General features: G+C 70.6%; 18 protein-coding genes and 1 tRNA gene. 12 read left to right on the plus strand and 7 right to left on the minus strand.

Annotated features, from left to right (window positions below; all coding sequences use genetic code 11):
• Positions 1-69 precede the first annotated feature (69 nt).
• The 9 genes from IE272_RS31270 (at position 70) to glmS (ending at position 10,870) form a co-directional block, all read left to right on the plus strand.
• Positions 70-951 carry a siderophore-interacting protein gene (locus tag IE272_RS31270; RefSeq protein WP_050360915.1) on the plus strand — a complete coding sequence of 294 codons (882 nt, stop codon included), beginning with the start codon at positions 70-72 and terminating at the stop codon, positions 949-951.
• Positions 952-1,610: 659 nt separating this feature from the next.
• Positions 1,611-2,213, plus strand: coding sequence for a hypothetical protein (locus tag IE272_RS38910; protein WP_229897853.1), 603 nt, complete (start codon positions 1,611-1,613; stop codon positions 2,211-2,213).
• Between the two features lie 341 nt (positions 2,214-2,554).
• Positions 2,555-4,003 (plus strand): pyridoxal phosphate-dependent decarboxylase family protein, encoded by a 1,449-nt coding sequence (locus IE272_RS31280; RefSeq protein ID WP_190009152.1) that lies wholly within the window; start codon positions 2,555-2,557, stop codon positions 4,001-4,003.
• The gene (locus tag IE272_RS31285; protein WP_190009153.1) at positions 3,987-5,264 is read left to right on the plus strand and encodes a lysine N(6)-hydroxylase/L-ornithine N(5)-oxygenase family protein; all 1,278 of its coding nucleotides are present in this window, start codon (positions 3,987-3,989) and stop codon (positions 5,262-5,264) included. Before IE272_RS31280 ends, IE272_RS31285 begins: the two co-directional genes overlap by 17 nt.
• Positions 5,261-5,830 carry a GNAT family N-acetyltransferase gene (locus IE272_RS31290; RefSeq protein WP_190009155.1) on the plus strand — a complete coding sequence of 190 codons (570 nt, stop codon included), beginning with the start codon at positions 5,261-5,263 and terminating at the stop codon, positions 5,828-5,830. The genes IE272_RS31285 and IE272_RS31290 overlap by 4 nt, the downstream gene beginning before the upstream one ends.
• Positions 5,827-7,605, plus strand: a complete 1,779-nt coding sequence (locus IE272_RS31295; protein WP_190009157.1) for an IucA/IucC family protein — start codon at positions 5,827-5,829, stop codon at positions 7,603-7,605. Before IE272_RS31290 ends, IE272_RS31295 begins: the two co-directional genes overlap by 4 nt.
• A 111-nt stretch (positions 7,606-7,716) precedes the next feature.
• Entirely contained in the window at positions 7,717-8,604 is an 888-nt protein-coding gene (locus tag IE272_RS31300) for a DUF4429 domain-containing protein (RefSeq protein ID WP_056707127.1), read from the plus strand.
• 86 nt (positions 8,605-8,690) lie between these two features.
• Complete coding sequence (locus IE272_RS31305; protein WP_050359765.1) at positions 8,691-8,966, plus strand: hypothetical protein; 276 nt, start codon at positions 8,691-8,693, stop codon at positions 8,964-8,966.
• Between the two features lie 74 nt (positions 8,967-9,040).
• Positions 9,041-10,870, plus strand: a complete 1,830-nt coding sequence (gene glmS, locus IE272_RS31310) for a glutamine--fructose-6-phosphate transaminase (isomerizing) (protein WP_050359764.1) — start codon at positions 9,041-9,043, stop codon at positions 10,868-10,870.
• 115 nt (positions 10,871-10,985) lie between these two features.
• Here the strand turns inward: glmS and IE272_RS31315 are convergent, their stop codons facing one another.
• Positions 10,986-11,507 (minus strand): universal stress protein, encoded by a 522-nt coding sequence (locus tag IE272_RS31315; RefSeq protein WP_026290787.1) that lies wholly within the window; start codon positions 11,505-11,507, stop codon positions 10,986-10,988.
• A 1,027-nt stretch (positions 11,508-12,534) separates the two neighbouring features.
• On the opposite strand from IE272_RS31315, the gene IE272_RS31320 reads away from it, so the two are divergent.
• The 3 genes from IE272_RS31320 (at position 12,535) to IE272_RS31330 (ending at position 14,561) form a co-directional block, all read left to right on the plus strand.
• The gene (locus IE272_RS31320) at positions 12,535-13,752 is read left to right on the plus strand and encodes a helix-turn-helix domain-containing protein (protein WP_190009159.1); all 1,218 of its coding nucleotides are present in this window, start codon (positions 12,535-12,537) and stop codon (positions 13,750-13,752) included.
• A 10-nt stretch (positions 13,753-13,762) separates the two neighbouring features.
• A complete protein-coding gene (gene orn / locus IE272_RS31325; protein ID WP_050359788.1) occupies positions 13,763-14,368 on the plus strand; it encodes an oligoribonuclease in 606 nt (201 codons plus the stop codon).
• 120 nt (positions 14,369-14,488) lie between these two features.
• Positions 14,489-14,561: transfer RNA gene (locus IE272_RS31330), tRNA-His, on the plus strand.
• A gap of 82 nt (positions 14,562-14,643) precedes the next feature.
• On the opposite strand, the gene IE272_RS31335 is transcribed toward IE272_RS31330, so the two are convergent.
• The 6 genes from IE272_RS31335 to IE272_RS31360 all read right to left on the minus strand — a co-directional run bounded on the left by IE272_RS31335 (position 14,644) and on the right by IE272_RS31360 (position 21,587).
• Positions 14,644-15,234 carry a lytic polysaccharide monooxygenase auxiliary activity family 9 protein gene (locus IE272_RS31335; protein ID WP_050359762.1) on the minus strand — a complete coding sequence of 197 codons (591 nt, stop codon included), beginning with the start codon at positions 15,232-15,234 and terminating at the stop codon, positions 14,644-14,646.
• Between the two features lie 198 nt (positions 15,235-15,432).
• Positions 15,433-16,470 (minus strand): LacI family DNA-binding transcriptional regulator, encoded by a 1,038-nt coding sequence (locus tag IE272_RS31340; protein WP_190009161.1) that lies wholly within the window; start codon positions 16,468-16,470, stop codon positions 15,433-15,435.
• A 168-nt stretch (positions 16,471-16,638) separates the two neighbouring features.
• Positions 16,639-18,108 (minus strand): GH1 family beta-glucosidase, encoded by a 1,470-nt coding sequence (locus tag IE272_RS31345; protein WP_057662994.1) that lies wholly within the window; start codon positions 18,106-18,108, stop codon positions 16,639-16,641.
• Positions 18,109-18,174: 66 nt separating this feature from the next.
• A complete protein-coding gene (locus tag IE272_RS31350; protein ID WP_032792007.1) occupies positions 18,175-19,095 on the minus strand; it encodes a carbohydrate ABC transporter permease in 921 nt (306 codons plus the stop codon).
• 14 nt (positions 19,096-19,109) lie between these two features.
• Positions 19,110-20,108 carry a carbohydrate ABC transporter permease gene (locus IE272_RS31355; RefSeq protein WP_050359760.1) on the minus strand — a complete coding sequence of 333 codons (999 nt, stop codon included), beginning with the start codon at positions 20,106-20,108 and terminating at the stop codon, positions 19,110-19,112.
• Positions 20,109-20,264: 156 nt separating this feature from the next.
• Positions 20,265-21,587 (minus strand): ABC transporter substrate-binding protein, encoded by a 1,323-nt coding sequence (locus IE272_RS31360; protein ID WP_056707133.1) that lies wholly within the window; start codon positions 21,585-21,587, stop codon positions 20,265-20,267.
• Positions 21,588-21,626 lie beyond the last annotated feature (39 nt).

A 21,626-nucleotide genomic window follows, 5' to 3' on the forward strand; every position in this document is an offset into this window, starting at 1 on the left:
TTCGGATCGCCCCAGTCGGAAGCCGGGCCCGTCCGTCCGCCGCTCCGGCTCGTCCCGGAGGAGCCCCCGTTGACGCCGACGACCGCCACCGCCCCCGAAGTCGCCCCGTTCCGGCCCTTCGAGCTGATCGTTCTGCGGACCAGGCGGCTGGGCCCGTCCATCCTCCGGATCACGCTGGGCGGGCCGGGAGCCGACGGCTTCAGCGGCGGGGGCCGCGACCAGAGCCTGTCGGTCCTGCTGCCCCGCCCGGGTCAGAGCGAGGCACTGCCCCGGCCGGGTCGGAGCGAGGCACTGGCCCCGGCGGGCGGGGGCGGGGCCTGGCACGATAAATGGCGGGCACTGCCCGAGGACGAACGGGCGGTGCCGCGTTCGTATGCCGTACGGGCCCAGCGGCTGCGGGCGGACGGCTCCACCGAGGTCGACCTCGACTTCGTGCTGCACGACGCCGGCGGCCCCGGCTGCCGCTGGGCGCTGGCGGCCGCCCCCGGCGACCGGCTCGCGGTGCTGGGCCCCACCGAGGCGGACAACACCGCCGTACGCTTCCGGCCGCCGGCCGACACCGACTGGGTACTGATCCGGGCCGACGAGACCGCCCTGCCCGCCGCGGCCGCCGCCCTGGAGTGGCTGCCCGCGGGGCTGCCGGCCCGGGTCTGGCTGGAGGTCCCGTGCACCGAGGACCGCCAGGCGTTGAACACCGCGGCGAAGGCCCGGATCAGCTGGCTCGTCCGGAACGAGGGGGCCGCCTGCGGCGTGGAGACCGTGCGCGCTGCCGAGTTGCCCGGGGGCACGCCGTACGCGTGGATCGCGGGCGAGGCGTCCGGGGTGCGGGCGCTGCGCCATCACCTCGTCCATGAGCGGGGCTTCGACCGTGAGCGGGTGATGTCCGCCGCGTACTGGCGGCGTGGACTCCCCGAGGAGCAGCTGCGGAGGGCGGAAGCGGAACCACGATGACCGTGAAGTGACGGCCGCCACCGGCGGGGGGGGTGGCCCGTCCGAGGTTCACCCGTTCCGGTGGTCGTCCCCGGAACGCCGCCCGACGACGCGGGCCACCCGTGATCGCCCCGGTGGCCACCCACCGCACATGCCCTGCCTCCGGGCGCGGCGGGGGCTCGGGCCGTCAAGGTCGGCGTGGCTGTGACGGTGACACGCAGCGATATGCGTAACCCTGAGTCATGGAACGCGAGAAGCGCGGACCCTGCGAAGTGTTTGCCACTGGAGGCGAAAGAGTGTCACGTCAGCGTCTGAGGCTGGGAGTACTGGCCCTTGCGGCACTGGTTCTGTCAGGTCCCGCGGTTGCCCCGACCGCGGCGGTAACCTCCTGGCCGGTCACCGCGGGCATCCACGGGCAGGCCGTCCTGGCGGGTCCGTCGGCCGACGAGGACCCGGGCTATCTCAAGAGGCGTCAGAAGGCCCAGGCCGAGGGACTCATCGATGCCGACGGCAGAGTCCCGGGAAGTCAGAGCGAGGGGGGCCGCGCATGGCCACACGATGACACGGGATACCGCATCCAGCCCCGGGACCTGGAATTCCTCGGACTGACGCAGCAGCAGGTCAGGTGGTGGCGGCACTATCGGGCTCCGCTGGGTACGACTCCCCACCAGTTCAAGCGCATGTCGGCTTCCCTGTTCAAGGTCCTGTGCTCCGCCTGCGAGCGCCCCCAGGACTATGACGTACGGCTCCAGGGATCATGGGCGTTCTTCTTCTCGGGCCGCCACAAGGACTTCCCGACCGAACGGGACCTGGCGGGGCAGCCGGTGGCGCAGGCGAGGTTCCAGGAGTGGATGGGCTCCACACCCCTCGCCGAGCGCCCGGCGCGCCGCCCGTTCGACGCGTTGCACAAGCTGGGGATGCTCGACGAGAACGGGAAGCCGTTCGGACCCAGCGACGGGGACTTCCATATCTCGTCCGACCTCATGGTGGCCGAGGCCCGCGCGAAGTGGGATGAGCTGAAGAGCGCGGGAAAGCTCAGCGATGAGGACATCCGCAAGGGATTCGTCCATCAGAAGTACAGCTTCATCAACCGGACGGCGGTCCGGGAGGCCTTCCCGGAGCTCGAAAAGTGGTCGACCGTATGGGAGGAGCGGCTGGGCCGACCCATCGCACCGTCGCTGTTCCCCAGCTCCGGTCCTCCCGACAAGTCCCAGGAGGGGAACGGGGTCTCCACTCACTACCGGGACTCCGACTGGGTGGTGACCAACCCGTCGAAGCACTGAGCCGGCACCGCCCCGGCCGGTCGGTCGGGGCGCGGTCCACGCACCGGACCTGAACGCCGTACACGCTCCTCGGCCGCCGCCGCTCCCGTTCCGACGGGGGCGGCGGCGGCCGTTTGCGCGGATGGCTGCGGGCGGCGGCCTCAGGGCCGCCGAGGGGGGTGAGGGGGGCGGGGGGGTGAGGGGGGCGGGGGGGTGAGGGGGGTGAGGGGGGTGAGGGGGGTGAGGGGAACGATCGATTCCGAGTTAGGTTAGGCTCGCCTTACTTCGGCATCGCGCCCTCGTCCCCCCTTCCTGCCCGGAGGGCCGCGATGAAGTTCCCCTCACCCGGGAGGACCCCCTACATGCGTGCGCACCTGCTCAACAGCACGACCGCGGAGCACTATCGGAACACCGTCTCCGCAGGAGTGGAACGGGTCGCGGCCACGCTCGCCGCCACCGAGCGCCCCTTCAGCGGGATCGGTGTCGACGAGCTCTCCCCTCTCGTCGACGCGATCGACCTCGACCGGCCGCTGGGCGACGCCGCCGCGGCCCTCGACGAGCTGGGCGAGGTCTACCTCCGTGACGCCGTCTACTTCCACCACCCCCGCTACCTGGGCCACCTCAACTGCCCGGTCGTCATACCCGCCGTGCTCGGCGAGGCCGTGCTCTCCGCGATCAACTCCTCCCTGGACACCTGGGACCAGAGCGCGGGCGGCACCCTCATCGAGCGCCGGCTGATCGACTGGACCACCGAGCGGATCGGGCTCGGACCGGCCGCCGACGGGATCTTCACCAGCGGCGGCACACAGTCCAACCTCCAGGCCCTGCTGCTGGCGCGGGAGGAGGCGAAGATCCGGCCGGAGCACCTCACCCGGCTGCGGATCTTCACCTCCGAGTGCAGCCACTTCAGCGTGCAGAAGTCCGCCAAACTCCTCGGCCTCGGCCCGGACGCCGTCGTCTCCGTGCCCGTGGACCGCGACAAGCGGATGCAGACCGTGGCCCTCGCCCGCGCACTGGAACAGTGCGTCGCCGAGGGGGCCGTCCCGATGGCCGTCGTCGCCACCGCCGGCACCACGGACTTCGGCTCCATCGACCCGCTGCCCGAGATCGCCGCCCTGTGTGAGCAGTTCGCCGTCTGGATGCATGTGGACGCCGCGTACGGCTGCGGGCTGCTCGCCTCCCGTGAGCGCGGCGGGCTGCTGAGAGGCATCGCGCACGCCGACTCGGTCACCGTGGACTACCACAAGTCCTTCTTCCAGCCCGTGAGTTCATCGGCCGCCCTGGTCCGCGACCGGGCGACCCTGCGCCACGCGACGTACCACGCGGAGTATCTGAACCCGCGCCGGATGGCCGAGGAGCGGATCCCCAACCAGGTCGACAAGTCCCTCCAGACGACCCGCCGGTTCGACGCGCTCAAGCTGTGGATGACGCTGCGCGTCATGGGTGCGGACGGCATCGGCGAGCTGTTCGACGAGGTCTGCGACCTGGCCGCCGAGGGCTGGCAGCTGCTCGCCGCCGACCCGCGCTTCGACGTGGTCGTCGAGCCGCAGCTCTCCACGCTCGTCTTCCGCTACATCCCGGCCGGTGTCACCTCCCCCGACGAGATCGACCGCGCCAACCTCCACGCCCGCAAGGCGCTGTTCACCTCCGGCGAGGCGATCGTCGCGGGCACCAAGGTGGGCGACCGCCAGTACCTGAAGTTCACCCTGCTCAACCCCGAAACGACCGTGCGGGACATCGCCGCGGTCCTCGATCTGATCTCCGGCCACGCCGAGAAGTACCTGGGAGACTCCCTTGACCGCGCTTCCTGAACCCCACGACTTCATCGGGATCGGGCTCGGCCCGTTCAACCTCGGCCTGGCCTGCCTGACCGAGCCGATCGACGAGCTGAACGGCGTCTTCCTGGAGTCCAAGCCGGACTTCGAGTGGCACGCCGGGATGTTCCTCGAAGGGGCCCATCTCCAGACGCCGTTCATGTCGGACCTGGTCACCATGGCCGACCCGACCTCGCCGTACTCGTTCCTGAACTACCTCAAGGAGCGCGGCCGGCTCTACTCCTTCTACATCCGGGAGAACTTCTACCCGCTGCGGACCGAGTACAACGACTACTGCCGCTGGGCCGCCGCGAAACTGAGCAGCATCCGGTTCGGCGAGACCGTGGAGACGGTGACGTACGACGAGGGCTCCGAGCTCTACACCGTGCGCACCGCCTCCGGTGAGCTGTTCCGGTCCCGGCACCTGGTCCTCGGCACCGGCACCCCGCCGCACATTCCCGACGCCTGCCAGGGGCTCGGCGGGGACTTCCTGCACAACTCCCGCTATCTGGCGGGGAAGGCCGAGCTCCAGAAGAAGAAGTCGATCACCCTGGTCGGCAGCGGGCAGAGCGCGGCGGAGATCTACTACGACCTGCTCTCCGAGATCGACACGTACGGCTACCGGCTCACCTGGGTCACCCGCTCCCCGCGGTTCTTCCCGCTGGAGTACACCAAGCTGACGCTGGAGATGACCTCCCCGGAGTACATCGACTACTTCCACGCGCTGCCCGAGGAGACCCGCTACCGGCTGGAGACCGGCCAGAAGGGGCTGTTCAAGGGCATCGACGGGGAGCTGATCGACGCGATCTTCGACCTGCTCTACCAGAAGAACCTGTCCGGCCCCGCGCCGACCCGGCTGCTGACCAACTCCGCGCTCGTCAGCGCACGTTACGACGAGGAGGGCGGCGCGTACAGCCTTGCCCTGCGCCAGGAGGAGCAGGGCAAGGACTACTCCCTGACCACCGAGGGCCTGATCCTCGCCACCGGCTACCGGTACGAGGCGCCCGCCTTCCTCGCGCCCATCACCGGGCGGCTGCGCCACGACAGCCGGGGCCGCTTCGACGTGGCCCGCAACTACAGCATCGACACCACCGGGCGCGGGGTCTTCCTCCAGAACGCCTCGGTGCACACCCACTCGATCACCTCGCCCGACCTCGGCATGGGCGCCTACCGCAACGCGTACATCATCGGCGAGCTGCTCGACCGCGAGGTCTACCCGGTCGAGAAGTCCATCGCCTTCCAGGAGTTCGCCGTATGAGCCGCCCCGGCAACCGACGCCCCGACACACTCGGCGCCTTCGCCGTCCGCCCGCTCGACCCCGCCGTCGACGCCGAGCTGGTGCACGGCTGGGTGACCCACCCCAAGGCCGCGTTCTGGCTGATGGGCGACGCCGTGCTCGCGGACGTGGAACGGGAGTACCGGGACATCGCCGCCCACCCCCACCACGACGCGTTCATCGGGCTGCACAACGGCGAACCCTCCTTCCTGATCGAGCGCTACGACCCCACCGAGGTCGAGCTGAAGGGGCTGTACGAGGCGGAGCCCGGCGACATCGGGATGCACTTCCTGGTCGCCCCCACCGACACCCCGGTGCACGGCTTCACCCGGGCCGTGATCACCGCGGTGATGGATTTCCTGTTCGCCGACCCGTCGGTGCGCCGGGTCGTCGTCGAGCCCGACGTGACCAACAGCGCCGTGCAGGCCCTCAACAAGGCCGTCGGCTTCGAGGTGCTCCGGGAGATCGCCAAACCGGAGAAGGACGCTCTGCTCAGCGCCTGCACCCGTGCGCAGTTCGAAGCAGCAACCGGAGGTAACGACCGATGACGACCACCCTCACCGACAGCGTCGCCCACCTCTCCCCGGGGCGCTGGGCCACCGCAAACCGACTGCTGGTGCGCAAAGCACTGGCGGAATTCAGCCATGAACGACTGCTGGCCCCCACGCCGCTCGGCGACGACCGCTACACCGTCCGTAGCGACGACGCCTCCACCGAGTACCGTTTCACCGCGCGCCTCTTCGCCCTGGACCACTGGCAGATCGACGCCGAGACCATCACCCGGCACCGACACGGCTCCGAACTCCCGTTGGACACGCTGGAGTTCTTCATCGAGCTGCGGCACACGCTCGGGATCTCCGCGGAGGTCCTGCCGGTCTACCTGGAGGAGGTCTCCTCCACCCTGGCCGGAACCGCCTACAAACTCACCAAGGAACCGGCGACCTCCGGCCAGCTCGTCGCCGCCGGCTTCCAGGCCATCGAGACGGGGATGACCGAGGGCCACCCGTGCTTCGTCGCCAACAACGGGCGGCTCGGCTTCGGCGTGGACGAGTACCGGGCGTACGCCCCCGAGGCGGCCTCGGAGATACGGCTCGTCTGGCTGGCCGCCCGCCGGGACCGGGCCACCTTCACCGCGGGCGCCGGACTCGACTACGACGCGCTGGTCAAGGGTGAGCTGAGCGAGGCGACCCGGGAGCGGTTCGACGGCGCGCTGCGCGGGCTCGGCCTCGACCCGGACGACTACTTCCTGCTGCCCGTCCACCCCTGGCAGTGGTGGAACAAGCTCGCGGTCACCTTCGCCGGAGAGCTGGCGGCACGGCATCTGGTGGTGCTCGGCGAGGGCGAGGACGGCTATCTCGCCCAGCAGTCGATCCGCACGTTCTTCAACACCGACCACCCGGAGAAGCACTACGTCAAAACGGCGCTGTCGGTCCTGAACATGGGCTTCATGCGCGGCCTGTCCGCCGCGTACATGGAGGCCACACCCGCGATCAACGACTGGCTCGCCGGTCTGATCGAGCGCGACGACCTGCTGCGCCGGGCCGGGTTCTCGATCATCCGGGAGCGGGCCGCGATCGGCTACCACCACCGGTCCTACGAGGCGGCCACCGCCAAGGGCTCCCCGTACCGGAAGATGCTGGCCGCCCTGTGGCGCGAGAGCCCGGTGCCGGGCCTCCGGCAGGGCGAGCGGGTCGCGACGATGGCCTCCCTGGTCCACACCGACCACGAGGGCGGTTCGGTGGCCGGGGCGCTGATCGCCGAGTCGGGCCTGGACCCGCAGGTGTGGCTGCGGCACTACCTGAACGCCTATCTGGTGCCGGTGCTGCACAGCTTCTACGCCTACGACCTCGTCTACATGCCCCACGGCGAGAACGTGATCCTGGTCGTGGAGGACGGTGTCGTCACCCGCACGATCTTCAAGGACATCGCCGAGGAGATAGCGGTGATGGACCCGGACGCGGTGCTGCCGCCGCAGGTCGAGCGGATCCGGGTCGAGGTCCCCGAGGACATGAAGCTGCTGTCGGTCTTCACCGACGTCTTCGACTGCTTCTTCCGCTTCCTGGGCGCGGGCCTGGCCACCGAGGGCGTCCTGGACGAGGACGCCTTCTGGCGGACGGTCGCCGCCTGTGTGCGCGACTACCAGGAGTCGACGCCGTATCTCGCGGACAAGTTCCGGCAGTACGACCTGTTCGAGGCGGAGTTCGCGCTCTCCTGCCTCAACCGCCTCCAACTGCGCGACAACCAGCAGATGGTCGACCTCAACGACCCTGCCGGAGCGCTCCAGTTGGTGGGGCGCCTGAAGAACCCGATCGCCGGGTTCTGAGCCCGGCCGCCGGATCACGGCGGCCTCCCGACCGGTGAGCGCCCGGGGACGGTCCCCCGGGCGCCCACCTTCTTCCGCGCGGCCCGGGGACGGGCTGGCAGAATCGCGGACATGGCAGAAATCATCCAGCGGGACGGAACGTGGACGTTCGACGGGGACACCGTGCGGATCGTGCCGGGGGGAAAGGCGCACCCGGTCCGGCAGGAGCTGGGTGAGACGGCCGTGCCCCTCCAGGCGGTTGCGGGCATCTCCTTCGAACCCGACCGCAAGGGCGGACGGCTGCGGCTGCGCCTGCGCGGCGGGGCCTGCCCGGTGCTGCGGGCCGCCGACGGACGGCTCAAGGACGGAGCCGACCCCTACGTACTGACCGTGGAGAAGGACCGCACCGGGGTCGCGGAGTACTTCGTCGACGAGGTCCGCAACGCGCTGCTGATCGAGCAGGTGCCGGACGGCCCCGTGGACCGCTTCCTGCTGCCGGGCCCCGCGCTGCCCGTCTCCGGCGGGGGCGGCGACGGGACGGCGTCCTTCGACGGCGAGAGCGTCCGGCTGACCTGGAACTGGAAGGCCGAGGAGTCCAAGACCGCCGGGGGCCCGACCACCTTCCCGCTGTCGCGGATCGCGGGCGTGCGGTGGATGCCGTCGATCGGCCTGGAGAACGGCTATCTGCGCTTCGAGCCGGTCGAGGGGGCCGTCTCGGCCCCGCCGAAGTACGACACGTACGCCCTGGATCTGTGGGGGATGTCCAAGAAGGAGCACACGGCGGTCCTGGTCGCGGCGGCGGTGCTGATGCGGCTGCCCGGGGCCCGTGCGCCCCTCGACGCCCCGGAGGCGGCCCCGGCCCTGGCCAAGGCGGACGGGCCGGCCCCGGTCGCCCCGCCCGCCGGCGACCACGACACGCTGCTGCGGCGGCTGCGGGAGCTGGGCGAGCTGCACCGGGCCGGAGTGCTCACCGACGAGGAGTTCAGCACCGCGAAGCAGGCCGTTCTGCGCAGCATGTGACGCGATCGGACGACCTTTCCTGACTCTCCTGCCCGATTTCGGGCAGATTTCTTGCATAAGCACGCCCCGACAAGCAATATCGACGGGTGCTTGAACGCCGCTCGTCGCACGACGACCTCATCGATCACCTCGTACGCTCCACCGCGCTCCAGCGCGGCGAGGCGGCCCGGGTGATCCTCGACGTGCTGGCGTACTTCGACGAGAGCACCGACGACTTCGTCCGGCGCCGCCACCGCGAACTGCAGTCCGGCGGCCTGGTCAACGCGGAGATCTTCGAGCGGATCGCGGCCGAGCTGCCGCACCGCGCCGTGGCGCCGCCGGAGCTCTCGCTCCGCCAGCTGCGCCGCATCGTCTACGGCTGAGCGGGCCGGGCGCCCGTGCGCGGGGCGCCGAACGCATGCGTGTACGTGTACGTCGATGGAGGGGCAGAGAACTCATGTGCGGGATCGTCGGATACATCGGAAGGCGTGACGTCGCTCCACTGCTGCTGGAAGGCCTGCAGCGGCTGGAGTACCGGGGGTACGACTCCGCGGGCATCGTCATCACCGGCAAGGCCGCGGCGGGCAAGCCCGGCGCGTTGAAGATGGTCAAGGCCAAGGGCCGGGTCCGCGAGCTGGAGGCCAAGGTCCCCAAGCGCTTCGCCGGCACCACCGGCATCGCCCACACCCGCTGGGCCACCCACGGCGCGCCGAGCGACGAGAACGCCCACCCGCACCTGGACGCGGAGAACAAGGTCGCCGTCGTCCACAACGGGATCATCGACAACGCCTCCGAGCTGCGCGCCAAGCTCACCGCCGACGGCATCGTCTTCCTCTCCGAGACCGACACCGAGGTGCTGGTCCACCTGATCGCCCGCGCCCAGGCCGAGACCCTGGAGGAGAAGGTCCGCGAGGCGCTGCGCCACGTCGAGGGCACCTACGGCATCGCCGTGCTGCACGCCGACTTCAACGACCGCATCGTGGTCGCGCGCAACGGCTCCCCGGTCGTCCTCGGCATCGGCGAGAAGGAGATGTTCGTCGCCTCCGACGTCGCCGCCCTGGTCGCCCACACCCGCCAGGTCGTCACGCTGGACGACGGCGAGATGGCCACCCTGAAGGCCGACGACTTCCGTACGTACACCACGGAGGGCTCGACCACGACGGCCACGCCGACCACCGTGGAGTGGGAGGCCGAGTCGTACGACATGGGCGGCCACGACACGTACATGCACAAGGAGATCTCCGAGCAGGCCGACGCCGTGGACCGCGTCCTGCGCGGCCGGATCGACGACCGGTTCTCCACCGTGCACCTGGGCGGCCTCAACCTGGACGCCCGCGAGGCGCGCGGGGTGCGCCGGATCAAGATCCTCGGCTGCGGCACCTCGTACCACGCGGGTCAGATCGGCGCCCAGCTGATCGAGGAGCTGGCCCGTATCCCCGCCGACGCCGAGCCGGCCTCCGAGTTCCGCTACCGCAACCCGGTCGTGGACCCCGACACCCTGTACGTCGCGGTCTCCCAGTCGGGCGAGACCTACGACGTGCTGGCGGCCGTCCAGGAGCTGAAGCGCAAGGGCGCCCGCGTCCTCGGCGTGGTCAACGTGGTCGGCTCCGCCATCGCCCGTGAGGCCGACGGCGGTACGTACGTCCACGCGGGCCCGGAGGTCTGCGTCGTCTCCACCAAGTGCTTCACCAACACCGTGGTCGCCTTCGCGCTGCTCGCGCTGCACCTGGGCCGGATCCGTGACCTGTCGGTCGCGGACGGCAAGCGGATCATCGACGGGCTGCGCCGGCTGCCGGACCAGATCAGCGAGATCCTGGCGAACGAGGACGAGATCAAGCGGCTCGCGGCGGAGTACGCGGACGCCAAGTCGATGATGTTCATCGGCCGGGTGCGCGGCTATCCGGTGGCCCGCGAGGCCTCGCTGAAGCTGAAGGAGGTCTCGTACATCCACGCCGAGGCCTACCCGGCCTCCGAGCTGAAGCACGGCCCGCTCGCGCTGATCGAGCCCGCGATGCCGACCGTGGCGATCGTGCCGGACGACGATCTGCTGGAGAAGAACCGCGCCGCGATGGAGGAGATCAAGGCCCGCAGCGGCCGCATCCTCGCCGTCGCCCACCAGGTGCAGGAGAAGGCCGACCACACCATCGTCGTGCCGAAGAACGAGAACGAGCTGGACCCGATCCTCATGGGCATCCCGCTCCAGCTCTTCGCTTACCACACGGCCCTCGCGATGGGCCGCGACATCGACAAGCCGCGCAACCTGGCGAAGTCCGTGACGGTCGAGTAGACGGCCGCGCACCGACGTTGGGCCCCGTACCGCCACGAAGCCGGTGCGGGGCCCAACGCATGCCGCTCCAGGGCCTTCTGGCGGACCCTCAGAAAGCCCGGGCCGCCCGGGGCTTTCAGGGAATGACGATGACGGGGCGTTGCGCGCGGCGGGCGAGGCGGCCGGCCACGGACCCGAAGATCCGGCCGACGATGCCGTGCGTGGAGCCCACGACGATGGCGTCGGCGGCGTACTCCCGGCCGACCTCCTCCAGTTCGTGGCAGATGTCGCCACCGCGCTCGACGAGCACCCAGGGCACCTCGGAGAGATAGTCCGCGCAGGCCAGCTCCAGGCCGAGGACCTCGGTGCGGTGATCGGGGACGTCGACGAAGACGGGGGGCTCGCAGCCCGCCCAGACCGTGGTCGGCAATCGGTTGGCGACATGGACGATGATCAGGCCGGAGCCCGAGCGGCCGGCCATGCCGATGGCGTAGGCGAGAGCCCGCTCACTGGACGTGGAGCCGTCGAAACCGACCACGACTCCGTGCCGGAAGGCGGGATCGCACGCATGGCGTGCTTCTTCGACCGTCCGCGGCTCCGACCCTGGGTCGGCTACCGGCTTGCGGTCTTTGGGTTCAGGGATTTCGTGACCGGCCATCGGTGTCTCGGCGAAGAGAGTCCTCGTGAGGAGGGAACGGTTTCGAGAGGTGCATCAGCTGGTGGTGAAGCTCTGTCCGGGAATCATCTTCCCAACCCCATACCCCCAAGGGTACGGCGTCACTCCTCCACCGCCCAGACCCCCGCAAAAGCGTGCGCGACGCTGGAGGGAGCATGCCCGAGCCTGTCCGGGATGGCAATGCCGGTTGTGTCGTACACGGGCCTCGGAGGGGGCGAACACGGTCGGCCGTCCTGTTTTTCGCGACCGCCGACGGTCACCCGGCGCACCCGGCGCCGGGGCCCGCACCCGGTCCCCGTTGGCCACACCGCCACCGGGTCATCACCCCGGGACATGACACCGCGACGAGCCCGACGCGATCCTCGTTCGAGCCGGGACCGGCGACGGCGGCCGGACGGGCGGACGACGAGTCCCGCCGGGCATCCCCCGATCCCCCCTCGACGCCTCCGGTTCTCGTGCCCCACGGCCCATCGGTCGGTAATGCGGCCCCGTGGGACCGGGGCCCCGTCCACGCCGCGACGGCCCGCCGCATCCCTCCGCGGCGGTCCGAACACGCCATGGTTCACGGGGGCGAGGGAGCGCACCGGCGCGGCCGCCGGGCGGCGGTTGTGCGCCCGGCGTGACCGGATACAGCACACACAACCGATGGTTTTAAGCCAACTTCACCTGGGTGCCGAACCCTTCCCGGGATGGCCGGACACCCCACCGCCCACCAGGCAGGAACGGACCGCGCGGTACGCTTTCACCCGACGCGGACGGGCCACGTTGTCGAAGGGCACTTCCCTGTGCGCTTCGCAGGTGAAACGCTTCGTGATCGAACGCTTCACGCCACGTTTCCTTATCGACATTGAGCTGGTGGGGGAAGGTGTCACGGCGGGACCACGCGACGCAGTAGATTCGATCTTGGAAATCGGAGACTGGGGACACGTGCGACACCGAGGGGAAACGTGCAGGAGCGACAGGCCCGTAAGGACCAGGGAGACGCGAACACCGAGGGGGGCTTAGCGTCATGAGCCAGGACTCCGCCGCCGCGACGGAGGCCGCACGCAAGCTGACCGGGCGGCGACGCCGGGAAGTCGTTGCCGTGCTGCTGTTCAGCGGCGGCCCTATCTTCGAGAGCTCCATCCCGCTCTCCGTTTTCGGAATCGACCGGCAGGACGCGGGAGTTCCCCGCTACCGCCTGCTGGTCTGCGGCGGCGAGGAAGGACCGTTGCGCACCACCGGTGGGCTCGAACTCACCGCGCCGTACGGCCTGGAGGCGATCAGCAGGGCCGGCACCGTGGTGGTGCCCGCCTGGCGGTCGATCACCTCGCCGCCGCCCGCCGAGGCACTGGACGCGCTGCGGCGCGCCCACGAGGAGGGCGCCCGCATCGTCGGTCTGTGCACGGGAGCCTTCGTGCTCGCGGCCGCCGGCCTGCTGGACGGCCGGCCGGCCACCACACACTGGATGTACGCACCGACGCTGGCCAAGCGCTATCCGTCGGTGCACGTCGATCCGCGCGAGCTGTTCGTGGACGACGGCGATGTGCTCACCTCCGCCGGCACGGCCGCCGGGATCGATCTCTGCCTCCATATAGTCCGCACCGACCACGGCACGGAAGCCGCGGGGGCACTCGCCCGCCGGCTCGTCGTGCCGCCGCGGCGCAGTGGCGGGCAGGAGCGCTACCTGGACAGGTCTTTACCGGAGGAGATCGGCTCCGACCCGCTCGCCGAGGTCGTGGCCTGGGCCCTGGAGCATCTGCACGAGCAGTTCGACGTGGAGACGCTCGCCGCGCGCGCCTACATGAGCAGGCGGACCTTCGACCGCAGGTTCCGTTCGCTCACCGGCAGCGCACCGCTGCAGTGGCTGATCACCCAGCGGGTGCTGCAGGCACAGCGGCTGCTGGAGACCTCCGACTATTCGGTCGACGAGGTCGCGGGCCGCCGCGGATTCCGCTCCCCGGTCGCGCTGCGCGGGCACTTCCGCCGCCAGCTCGGCTCCTCCCCCGCCGCGTACCGGGCCGCCTATCGGGCCCGTCGTCCGCAGGGGGTGGCGGAGAGCGCCGCGACGGTGGTCGAGACGATGGTGCCCAGCCAGGGGCCACCGTCCGGACGCCGGGGCTCGCCCCTGTCCGCCGCGGCCGTCGCCGTGGCGGCTTCGATGGGACCCGGGGAGCACTCCCTGCCGGGCCCTGACGCGTACGTTCCCGGACGCCCGGCCCTGCCGGGACAGCGGAGTGCCCCGTAGGGTGGGGCGCATGAACGACCGCATGGTGTGGATCGACTGCGAGATGACCGGGCTCTCGTTGACGGACGACGCACTCATCGAGGTGGCCGCCCTGGTCACCGACTCGGAGTTGAACGTGCTCGGTGAAGGGGTGGACATCGTGATCCGCCCGCCGGACGCGGCCCTGGAGACCATGCCCGAGGTGGTGCGGCAGATGCACACCGCCTCGGGCCTCCTCGACGAGCTGGCCGGGGGCACCACCCTGGCGGACGCCGAGGAGCAGGTCCTGGCGTACGTCCGTGAGCATGTGAAGGAGCCCGGCAAGGCCCCGCTCTGCGGAAACTCGGTCGGTACCGACCGAGGGTTCCTGGCGCGGGACATGCGGGAGCTGGAGGGTTACCTCCACTACCGCATCGTGGACGTGTCCTCGGTCAAGGAGCTGGCCCGGCGCTGGTATCCCCGGGCGTACTTCAACAGTCCGCCCAAGAACGGCAACCACCGGGCGCTGGCGGACATCCGTGACTCCATCACGGAGCTCCGCTACTACCGGGAGGCGGTCTTCGTGCCGCAGCCCGGCCCGGACTCGGAGCGCGCCAAGGAGATCGCGGCGCGCTTGGCGGCCCCGGCCGCACCGTAGGAACCCGCTGGTCACGGGCGCGCAAGCGCCCGTGGACCGGCCCCGGGAAACGGGGGCGCGAGCACCCTCCCGGACCCTGTACACTTTTTCTCGGCCGGTCGGAAACGACCGGGCGACATGGTGGGTATAGCTCAGCTGGCAGAGCACCTGGTTGTGGTCCAGGATGTCGCGGGTTCAAGTCCCGTTACTCACCCTGAAGGAAGGGCCCCGGTCTTCGGACCGGGGCCCTTCTGCCGTGCCTGGGCATTCCGCCGGCCCAGGGCGGTGCGCCGGGCTCAGAACGTGACGTCGGAGCAGGCGTAGAAGGCGTTGCCGGTGTCCGCGATGGTCCAGACGCCGAGGATCAGGTGCTTGCCCGACTTCTGCGGCAGGTTGCCCGCGTGCGTGACCGTCGCCCCGGGCTGCCGCCCGCCGAACGGCACGGTGAGGAACGGCTGCGGGTCCAGGTCGGCCCGGGTCAGGGGCTTCGCCGGGTCGTAGCCGTCCTTGGTGACGTAGTACCGGAAGTCCGTCGTGGCGTGCCGGGCGGTGATCCGCCAGCGGAAGGTGTGGCTCGCCCCGGCGGTCACGTCGGATGCGGGCCAGGCTCCGCCGCGCGGGTCGTCCAGCTCGGCGAACCGCTGGTTGCCCCCGGCACAGATCAGACCGTCGCGGGGCCCGCGCGCCGGGAAGCCCTTGGGGCCTTCGACGCTCGGCGGCTCCCACTGGATCTGCCCGCAGTCACGGACGGTGCCGTTGCCGCAGAGCTGCTGCCTGCTGACCGGCGAGTCGGTGTACCCGTGGCTCTGCGCGCTGCCGGAGGTGGCCAGCAGGGAGACCCCGGCGACGCCGAGGCCGAGGAGTAAGGCGGTGATCTTTCTGCGCATGTGGTGCTCCTGGGGTGAGGGGTGGAGCTTGCGGACAGATGGACCGGGCGGCGGCTCGCCGCGCTTGGTCTAGACCAAGACGGAGGCTAGTCCTGTCTTTTGGTCATGTCCATACCACTGAAGGCGCGTGGCAGGGCTCCGCGGCCCGTACCGGCCGCGGAGTCCTGCCCTACCCGTCACACCCGCCACGCCCGCCCGTCACGACGAGTCGCGGACCATCAGCTCCGTGGGCAGGACCTCCGAAGGGCGCTCGTCGCCCGGGGCCCGGCCCGCGATCTCGTCCAGGAGGAGCTGGGTCATGCGGCGGCCCATCTCCTCGATGGGCTGGCGGACACTGGTGAGGGCCGGGTGCATGTGGCGGGCGACCACCGAGTCGTCGAAGCCGATCAGGGCCACGTCCTCGGGGATGCGGCGGTCCGCCTCGCGCAGGACCTGGCGGGCGCCGGCGGCCATCACGTCGGAGGCGACGAAGACCGCGTCGAGGCCGGGGCGGCGGGCCAGGAGGTCGCGCATCGCCCTCGCGCCACCCTCCTCGGTGAAGTCGGCGGGGGCGATGAGGCGCTCGTCGGGGGCCAGGCCGGCGGCGGAGACCGCCGCGCGGTAGCCGTCCAGGCGGCGCTGGGCCCCGTAGACCTCCAGGCGGCCGGTGATCGTGGCCACCTGGCGGCGGCCCCGGGAGACCAGGTGCTCGACGGCGGCCCGCGCGCCCCCGAAGTTGTCGGAGTCGACCGAGGGCAGCGTCTCGGCCGCGTGCCGGGCGCCGCTGATCACGCAGGGCATGCCCAGCTGTTCCAGGAGCTCCGGCAGCGGGTCGTCGGCGTGCACGGCGACCAGGAGGACCCCGTCGACGCGGTGGGCGGTGAGGTACTGGGCGAGCCGGCGGCGCTCGCGGTCGTTGCCGACGAGGGTGAGGAGCAGTTGCATCTCGGTGTCCGCCAGGGCCGCTCCGACGCCGCGCACTATCGCGGAGAAGTACGGCTCGGCGAAGAAGCGGGTCTCCGGCTCGGGCACCACCAGCGCGATGGCGTCGGTGCGGTTGCCCGCCAGGGCGCGGGCGGCGCGGTTGGGGACGTACCCCAGCTCGGCCACGGCCGCCTCGACCGCCTGTCGGGTCGCGTCGCTGACCCGGGGCGAGCCGTTGATGACCCGAGAGGCCGTGCCCCGGCCGACCCCGGCCCGTGCCGCCACCTCTTCGAGCGTGGGCCGCCCGCCGCTCCGTACTCGCGCTGCCGCCATGGCCGCCTCCCCGTTCCCGGTCAATTTCTCACAGCCGTACAGTCAATCCAAGTCCTGGACCGATCACCCCGACGAGCGTACGGACAGTGTATTGGGAGCGCTCCCAAGCCTGGGACGGAAAAGCGGTGGGCCCGGTCGGGAACGACCGGGCCCACCGCTCCCACGAGGTCAGGCGTCCGGGCCCCCGACCGGCGGCAGCGCGTGACGGGCGATCACGTCGCCGTACCAGTGGGCGCTGGACTTCGGCGTACGGCGCTGGGTCGCGTAGTCGATGTACACCGCGCCGAAGCGCTTCGCATAGCCGTAGCCCCACTCGAAGTTGTCCATCAGGGACCAGAGGAAGTAGCCCCGTACGTCCGCCCCGTCGGCCGCGGCCCGGCGTACCGCCTCCAGGTGGCCCCGCAGATAGGCGATCCGCTCCGGGTCGTGGACCCGGCCGTCCGCGTCCGGGGCGTCATCGAACGCCGCGCCGTTCTCGGTGACCATCAGCGGCAGGTCCGGGTGCTCGCGTGAGACGTCCATGAGGAGGTCGTACAGGCCCTCCGGCTTGACCGACCAGTTCATCGCGGTGACCGGCCGGCCCTCGGCGAGGTGGAACGCGACGTGCTCCGAGCCGGGCCACGGGGAGTGCTCGCTGCTGCCGTGGCCGTCGTTGCGGGTGTCCCCGGAGCCGGAGGCGGGCGTGCTGACAATGGTGGGCGTGTAGTAGTTGACGCCGAGCACGTCGATCGGGGCGGCGATGGCGGTGAGGTCTCCCGGACGGATCAACTCCGCCCAGTTCACGATGCGTTCGGTGTCGGCGAGCAGGTCCTCCGGGTACGCGCCCTTCAGCATCGGCCCGGTGAAGACGCGGTTGCCCACCGCGTCGATCCGGCGGGCCGCGTCCGCGTCCGCCTCGCTGCCGGTCAGCGGGCGCACCTGGTGGAGGTTGAGGGTGACCGAGGTCTGCGCGGCGGCGGGGAGGTTGGCGCGCAGCGCCTCGGCCGCCCGGCCGTGGGCGAGGTTGAGGTGGTGGGCGGCCCGCAGCGCGGCGGCCGGTTCGGTGCGGCCGGGGGCGTGGACCCCGGAGCCGTACCCGAGGAAGGCCGAGCACCAGGGCTCGTTCAGCGTGGTCCACATGCCCACGCGGTCGCCCAGCGCGCGGGCCATGATGGCCGCGTAGTCCGCGAACCGTTCGGCCGTCGCACGCTCGGGCCAGCCGCCCGCGTCCTCCAGCTCCTGCGGCAGGTCCCAGTGGTAGAGCGTGGCGACGGGCTTGATGCCGGCGAGGAGCAGCTCGTCGACGAGCGACCGGTAGAAGTCGAGGCCGCGTTCCACAGCGGGTCCCCGGCCGGTGGGCTGGACCCGGGACCAGGAGACCGAGAAGCGGTACGCCTGGAGTCCGAGGCGCTTCATCAGGGCGACGTCGTCGCGGTAGCGGTGGAAGTGGTCGGCCGCCACGTCCCCGGTGTCCCCGCCGAGGGTCCGGCCGGGCGTGTGGCTGAAGGTGTCCCAGATGGAGGGGGTGCGGCCCATCTCGGCGGCCGCGCCCTCCACCTGGTACGCGGCGGTGGCCGCGCCCCAGAGGAAACCGGTCGGGAAGGGGGCCGCGGCGGCGAGGGCCTGCTGCGGGGCCGTGTCAGATCGGACGGCTGTCATGTGGGAGCGCTCCCTGAGGGAAAGTGAGGGATGAGAGGTGAGGGGGAAGGGGGGAGGGAAGGGTGGTCAGCCCTTCACCGCGCCGGACATGATTCCGCCGACGATCTTCTTGCCGAAGACCACGAACACCACCAGCAGCGGCAGCGTGCTGATCAGCGCGCCCGCCATCACGATGGACTGGTCGGGGGTGTACGAGGCGCTGAGCTGGCCGAGGGCCACCTGAAGGGTCGGGTTCTGCTGGTTCAGCGCGAGGTAGGGCCAGAAGAAGTCGTTCCACGCCTGGACGAAGGTGAGCATCCCGAGCACCATCATCGCGGGGCGGGCCACCGGCAGCACCACGCTCACCACGATGCGGAGGTTGTTCGCGCCGTCGATCTTGGCCGCCTCGATCAGCTCGTACGGCAGCGCCTCGATCAGGTACTGCCGCATGAAGAACACGCCGAACGCGCTCACCAGCGTCGGGAAGATCACCGATTCGAGCTGCCCGCCCCAGCCGAGGCCGGACATCATCATGAACAGCGGAACGACGCTGAGCTGCGGCGGGATGGTGAGGGTGGCGATGACCGCGGTCATCAGCCAGCCCCGGCCCCGGAAGCGCATCTTCGCGAACGCGTATCCGGCGAGCGTGCAGAAGAAGAGCGTCGCGAGGGTGATCGAGGACGAGACGATGACGCTGTTGAGGATCGCCTTGCCCAGGTTGGCCTGTTCCCAGGCGGTCTGGACGTTCTCCAGCAGCTTTCCGCCCGGGAGGAACGGCGGGGTGGAGGCGAGGACTTCGTCCTGGGTGCGGGAGGCCGCGACCAGGGTCCAGTAGAGCGGCAGCAGCGAGCCGAAGCCGACGACGGCGAGCGCGATGTAGGCGAACGGGCCGCCCTTCATCTGCTGTCCCGCGCCCATCCGGAAACGGCTCGGGCGCCGCGGGGCATCGCCCTTCGGGGCCGGTGCGAGCTTCACGGGGGCGGTGTGCGTGGGGCTGGTCAGGGTCATGGATGTGCTCCCGGTCAGACCGCGGACTTGCGGACGAATCGGCCGATGAACCAGTTGGCCGCGGCGATGATCAGCAGGAGGGCGAGCATCGCCCAGGCGACGGCGGCGGCCGGACCGAGATGTCCGAGGTTCCAGCCGTAGTTGTAGAGGTAGATGCTGAGCGTCTCGTACTGGTTCTCGTTGCCGCCGGTGGCGCCCAGCGCGCCGCCCTCCAGCAGCAGCGGCTCGCCGAAGAGCTGCATCGAGCCGATGGTGGAGATGACGATGGTGAACAGGATCGTCGGCCGCAGCGAGGGGATGGTGACCTTGCGGAACTGCTGCCAGCGCGAGGCGCCGTCCAACGAGGCCGCTTCGTAGAGGTCGTTGGGGACGGCCTGCATCGCGGCGAGGTAGATCAGCGCGTTGTAGCCGGTCCAGCGCCAGATGACGATGACGGCGATGGCGATCTTCGAGGTCCAGTGCCCGTTGGCCCAGTTGGTGTCGTCGAAGCCGACGAGGCCGAGCGCCCAGTTCAGCAGCCCGCCGTCGGCCCGGAACACCAGGGCGAAGACGAGGGCGGCCGAGGCGACCGAGGTCGCGTACGGGGTGAGGATGACCGTGCGCCAGAACGTGCTGGCCCGCAGCTTGTAGTTGAGGAGGTGGGCCAGGCCGAGGGCGACCAGGAGCTGCGGGACGGTGGAGATGACGCCGATCAGGAACGTGTTGCTGACCGAGGTCCAGAACTCGGGGTCGTGCAGGATCTTGTCGAAGTTCTCCCAGCCCACCCACTCCATCGAGTCCAGGCCGGTCATCTCCACCCGGTGCAGGGCGATCCAGCCGGTGTAGAGGAGCGGGTAGAGCCCGAAGGCCCCGAAGACGAGGAAGAACGGGGCGATGTACGCGTACGGGGACGCCTTGTCGTCGAACCTCCACAGCCGGCTGCGCCACAACTGCCGCCGTTCGCTGGGCGGTTCCTTCTGCGGCTGACGGGGCGGGGGTACGTACGCATCCCGGGTGGGGGTCGAGGTTGCCACGGGCGGGGAGTCCTTCCCTGGGTGCGCCGACGGACGGCCGGGGCGGCGGAGGGGTGGGGCGGCTGGAGGGGTGGGCGGGCGGCGGGGCGGGCGGGTGTCGCCCGCCCACCCCGGCGCGGGACCGGTTCGGGCCGGTCCGGTGTCAGGTGCGGAAGGTCAGCCGATGGCCTTGTCGATCGTCCGCACGGCCGCGTCCCACGCGTCGTCGGGGCTGGTGCCGCGCTGCTCCATGTTGTTGATCTGGGTGGAGATGGAGTCCTTGATCACGCCGTCCTTCGGGCCGAGGACCGCCTCGGGGATGGACTTCGCGCCGTCGGCGTAGATCTGACCGATCGGGGCGTCGTTGAAGTACGGCAGGGTCGCGTTCTTCACGTCCGGCAGGTCGTAGGCGCCCTGATTGGACGGGAAGACGCCGATCGCCTTGAAGACGGCGGCCTGCTGCGCGGGGGCGGTCAGCCACTTGACGAGCTCGGTGGCCTCGGCGACGTTCTTCCCGGACTTCGGGACGGCGAGGAAGGAGCCGCCCCAGTTGGCGGAGGTGTTGCCGGGGGCGCTGGTGATGTCCCACTTGCCCTTGTTGGCGTCACCGGCGTAGGTGGAGATCTGGCCGGCCATCCAGGCGGGGCACACGACGGTGGCGACGGTGCTCTTGCGCAGGGCCGCCTGCCACTGGTCCTCGAACTGGGCCAGCCCCTGCGTCAGCTTCTTGGACGCGGCCTCGGCGGCGAGCTTCCAGCCCTTCTCGACGCTGGCGCTCTTCTCGTAGATCGGCTTGCCGCTCGCGTCGTAGTACTGCTCGGGGCTGGAGCTGACCACGGCGTTGAACATGGCGCTCGCGGAGTCCATGAAGTAGGTGCCCTCGGGGGCCTTCTTCTTGTACTGCTCGCCCAGGGCGAGGAAGTCCTCCCAGCCGCCCTCGGTCAGCTTCGCGACCTCGGCGCGGTCGGTGGGCAGTCCCGCCTTCTCGAACAGCTCACGGTTGTAGCAGAGGGACATCGGGCCGATGTCGGTGCCCGCACCGATGACCGCGCCGTCGGGGGCGGTGGCCTGCTTCGCCTTCCACGACACCCACTCGTCCACGCCGATCGTCTTGGAGAGGTCGGCGAAGGAGCCCGCCTTGGTGTCGACGATCTCCTTGATCCGGCCGACCTCGATGCCCTGGACGTCGGCGAGGCCGCTGCCGGAGTTCAGCTGCTGGAGGAGCTTGGGGTAGTAGTTCTTCTCCTCGGCGGTGGTGTCCTCCTTCACCGTGATCTTCGGGTTCAACTCGTGGTACTTCTCGAAGAGCCCGGCTTCCTTGTACCCGAACTGCCCGAAGTCGGCGACGGTCAGGGTGATGTTCCCGTCCGCGTCGGCTCCCTTGTCCGAGTCGGACGAGCCGCCGCATCCGGTGAGGAGGAGGGCGGTGACCGTGAGGCCGGTGGTGGCCACGAGGACGGTTCTCCGGCGTCGACCGGCAACGCTGCGGGTGATGCGCATTCCACTGCTCCTTGTTCCGGGGTGGTACCGGCGCTGTTC

The sequence above is a fragment of the Streptomyces anulatus genome (genome assembly GCF_014650675.1).
GTDB classification, from domain to species: domain Bacteria; phylum Actinomycetota; class Actinomycetes; order Streptomycetales; family Streptomycetaceae; genus Streptomyces; species Streptomyces anulatus.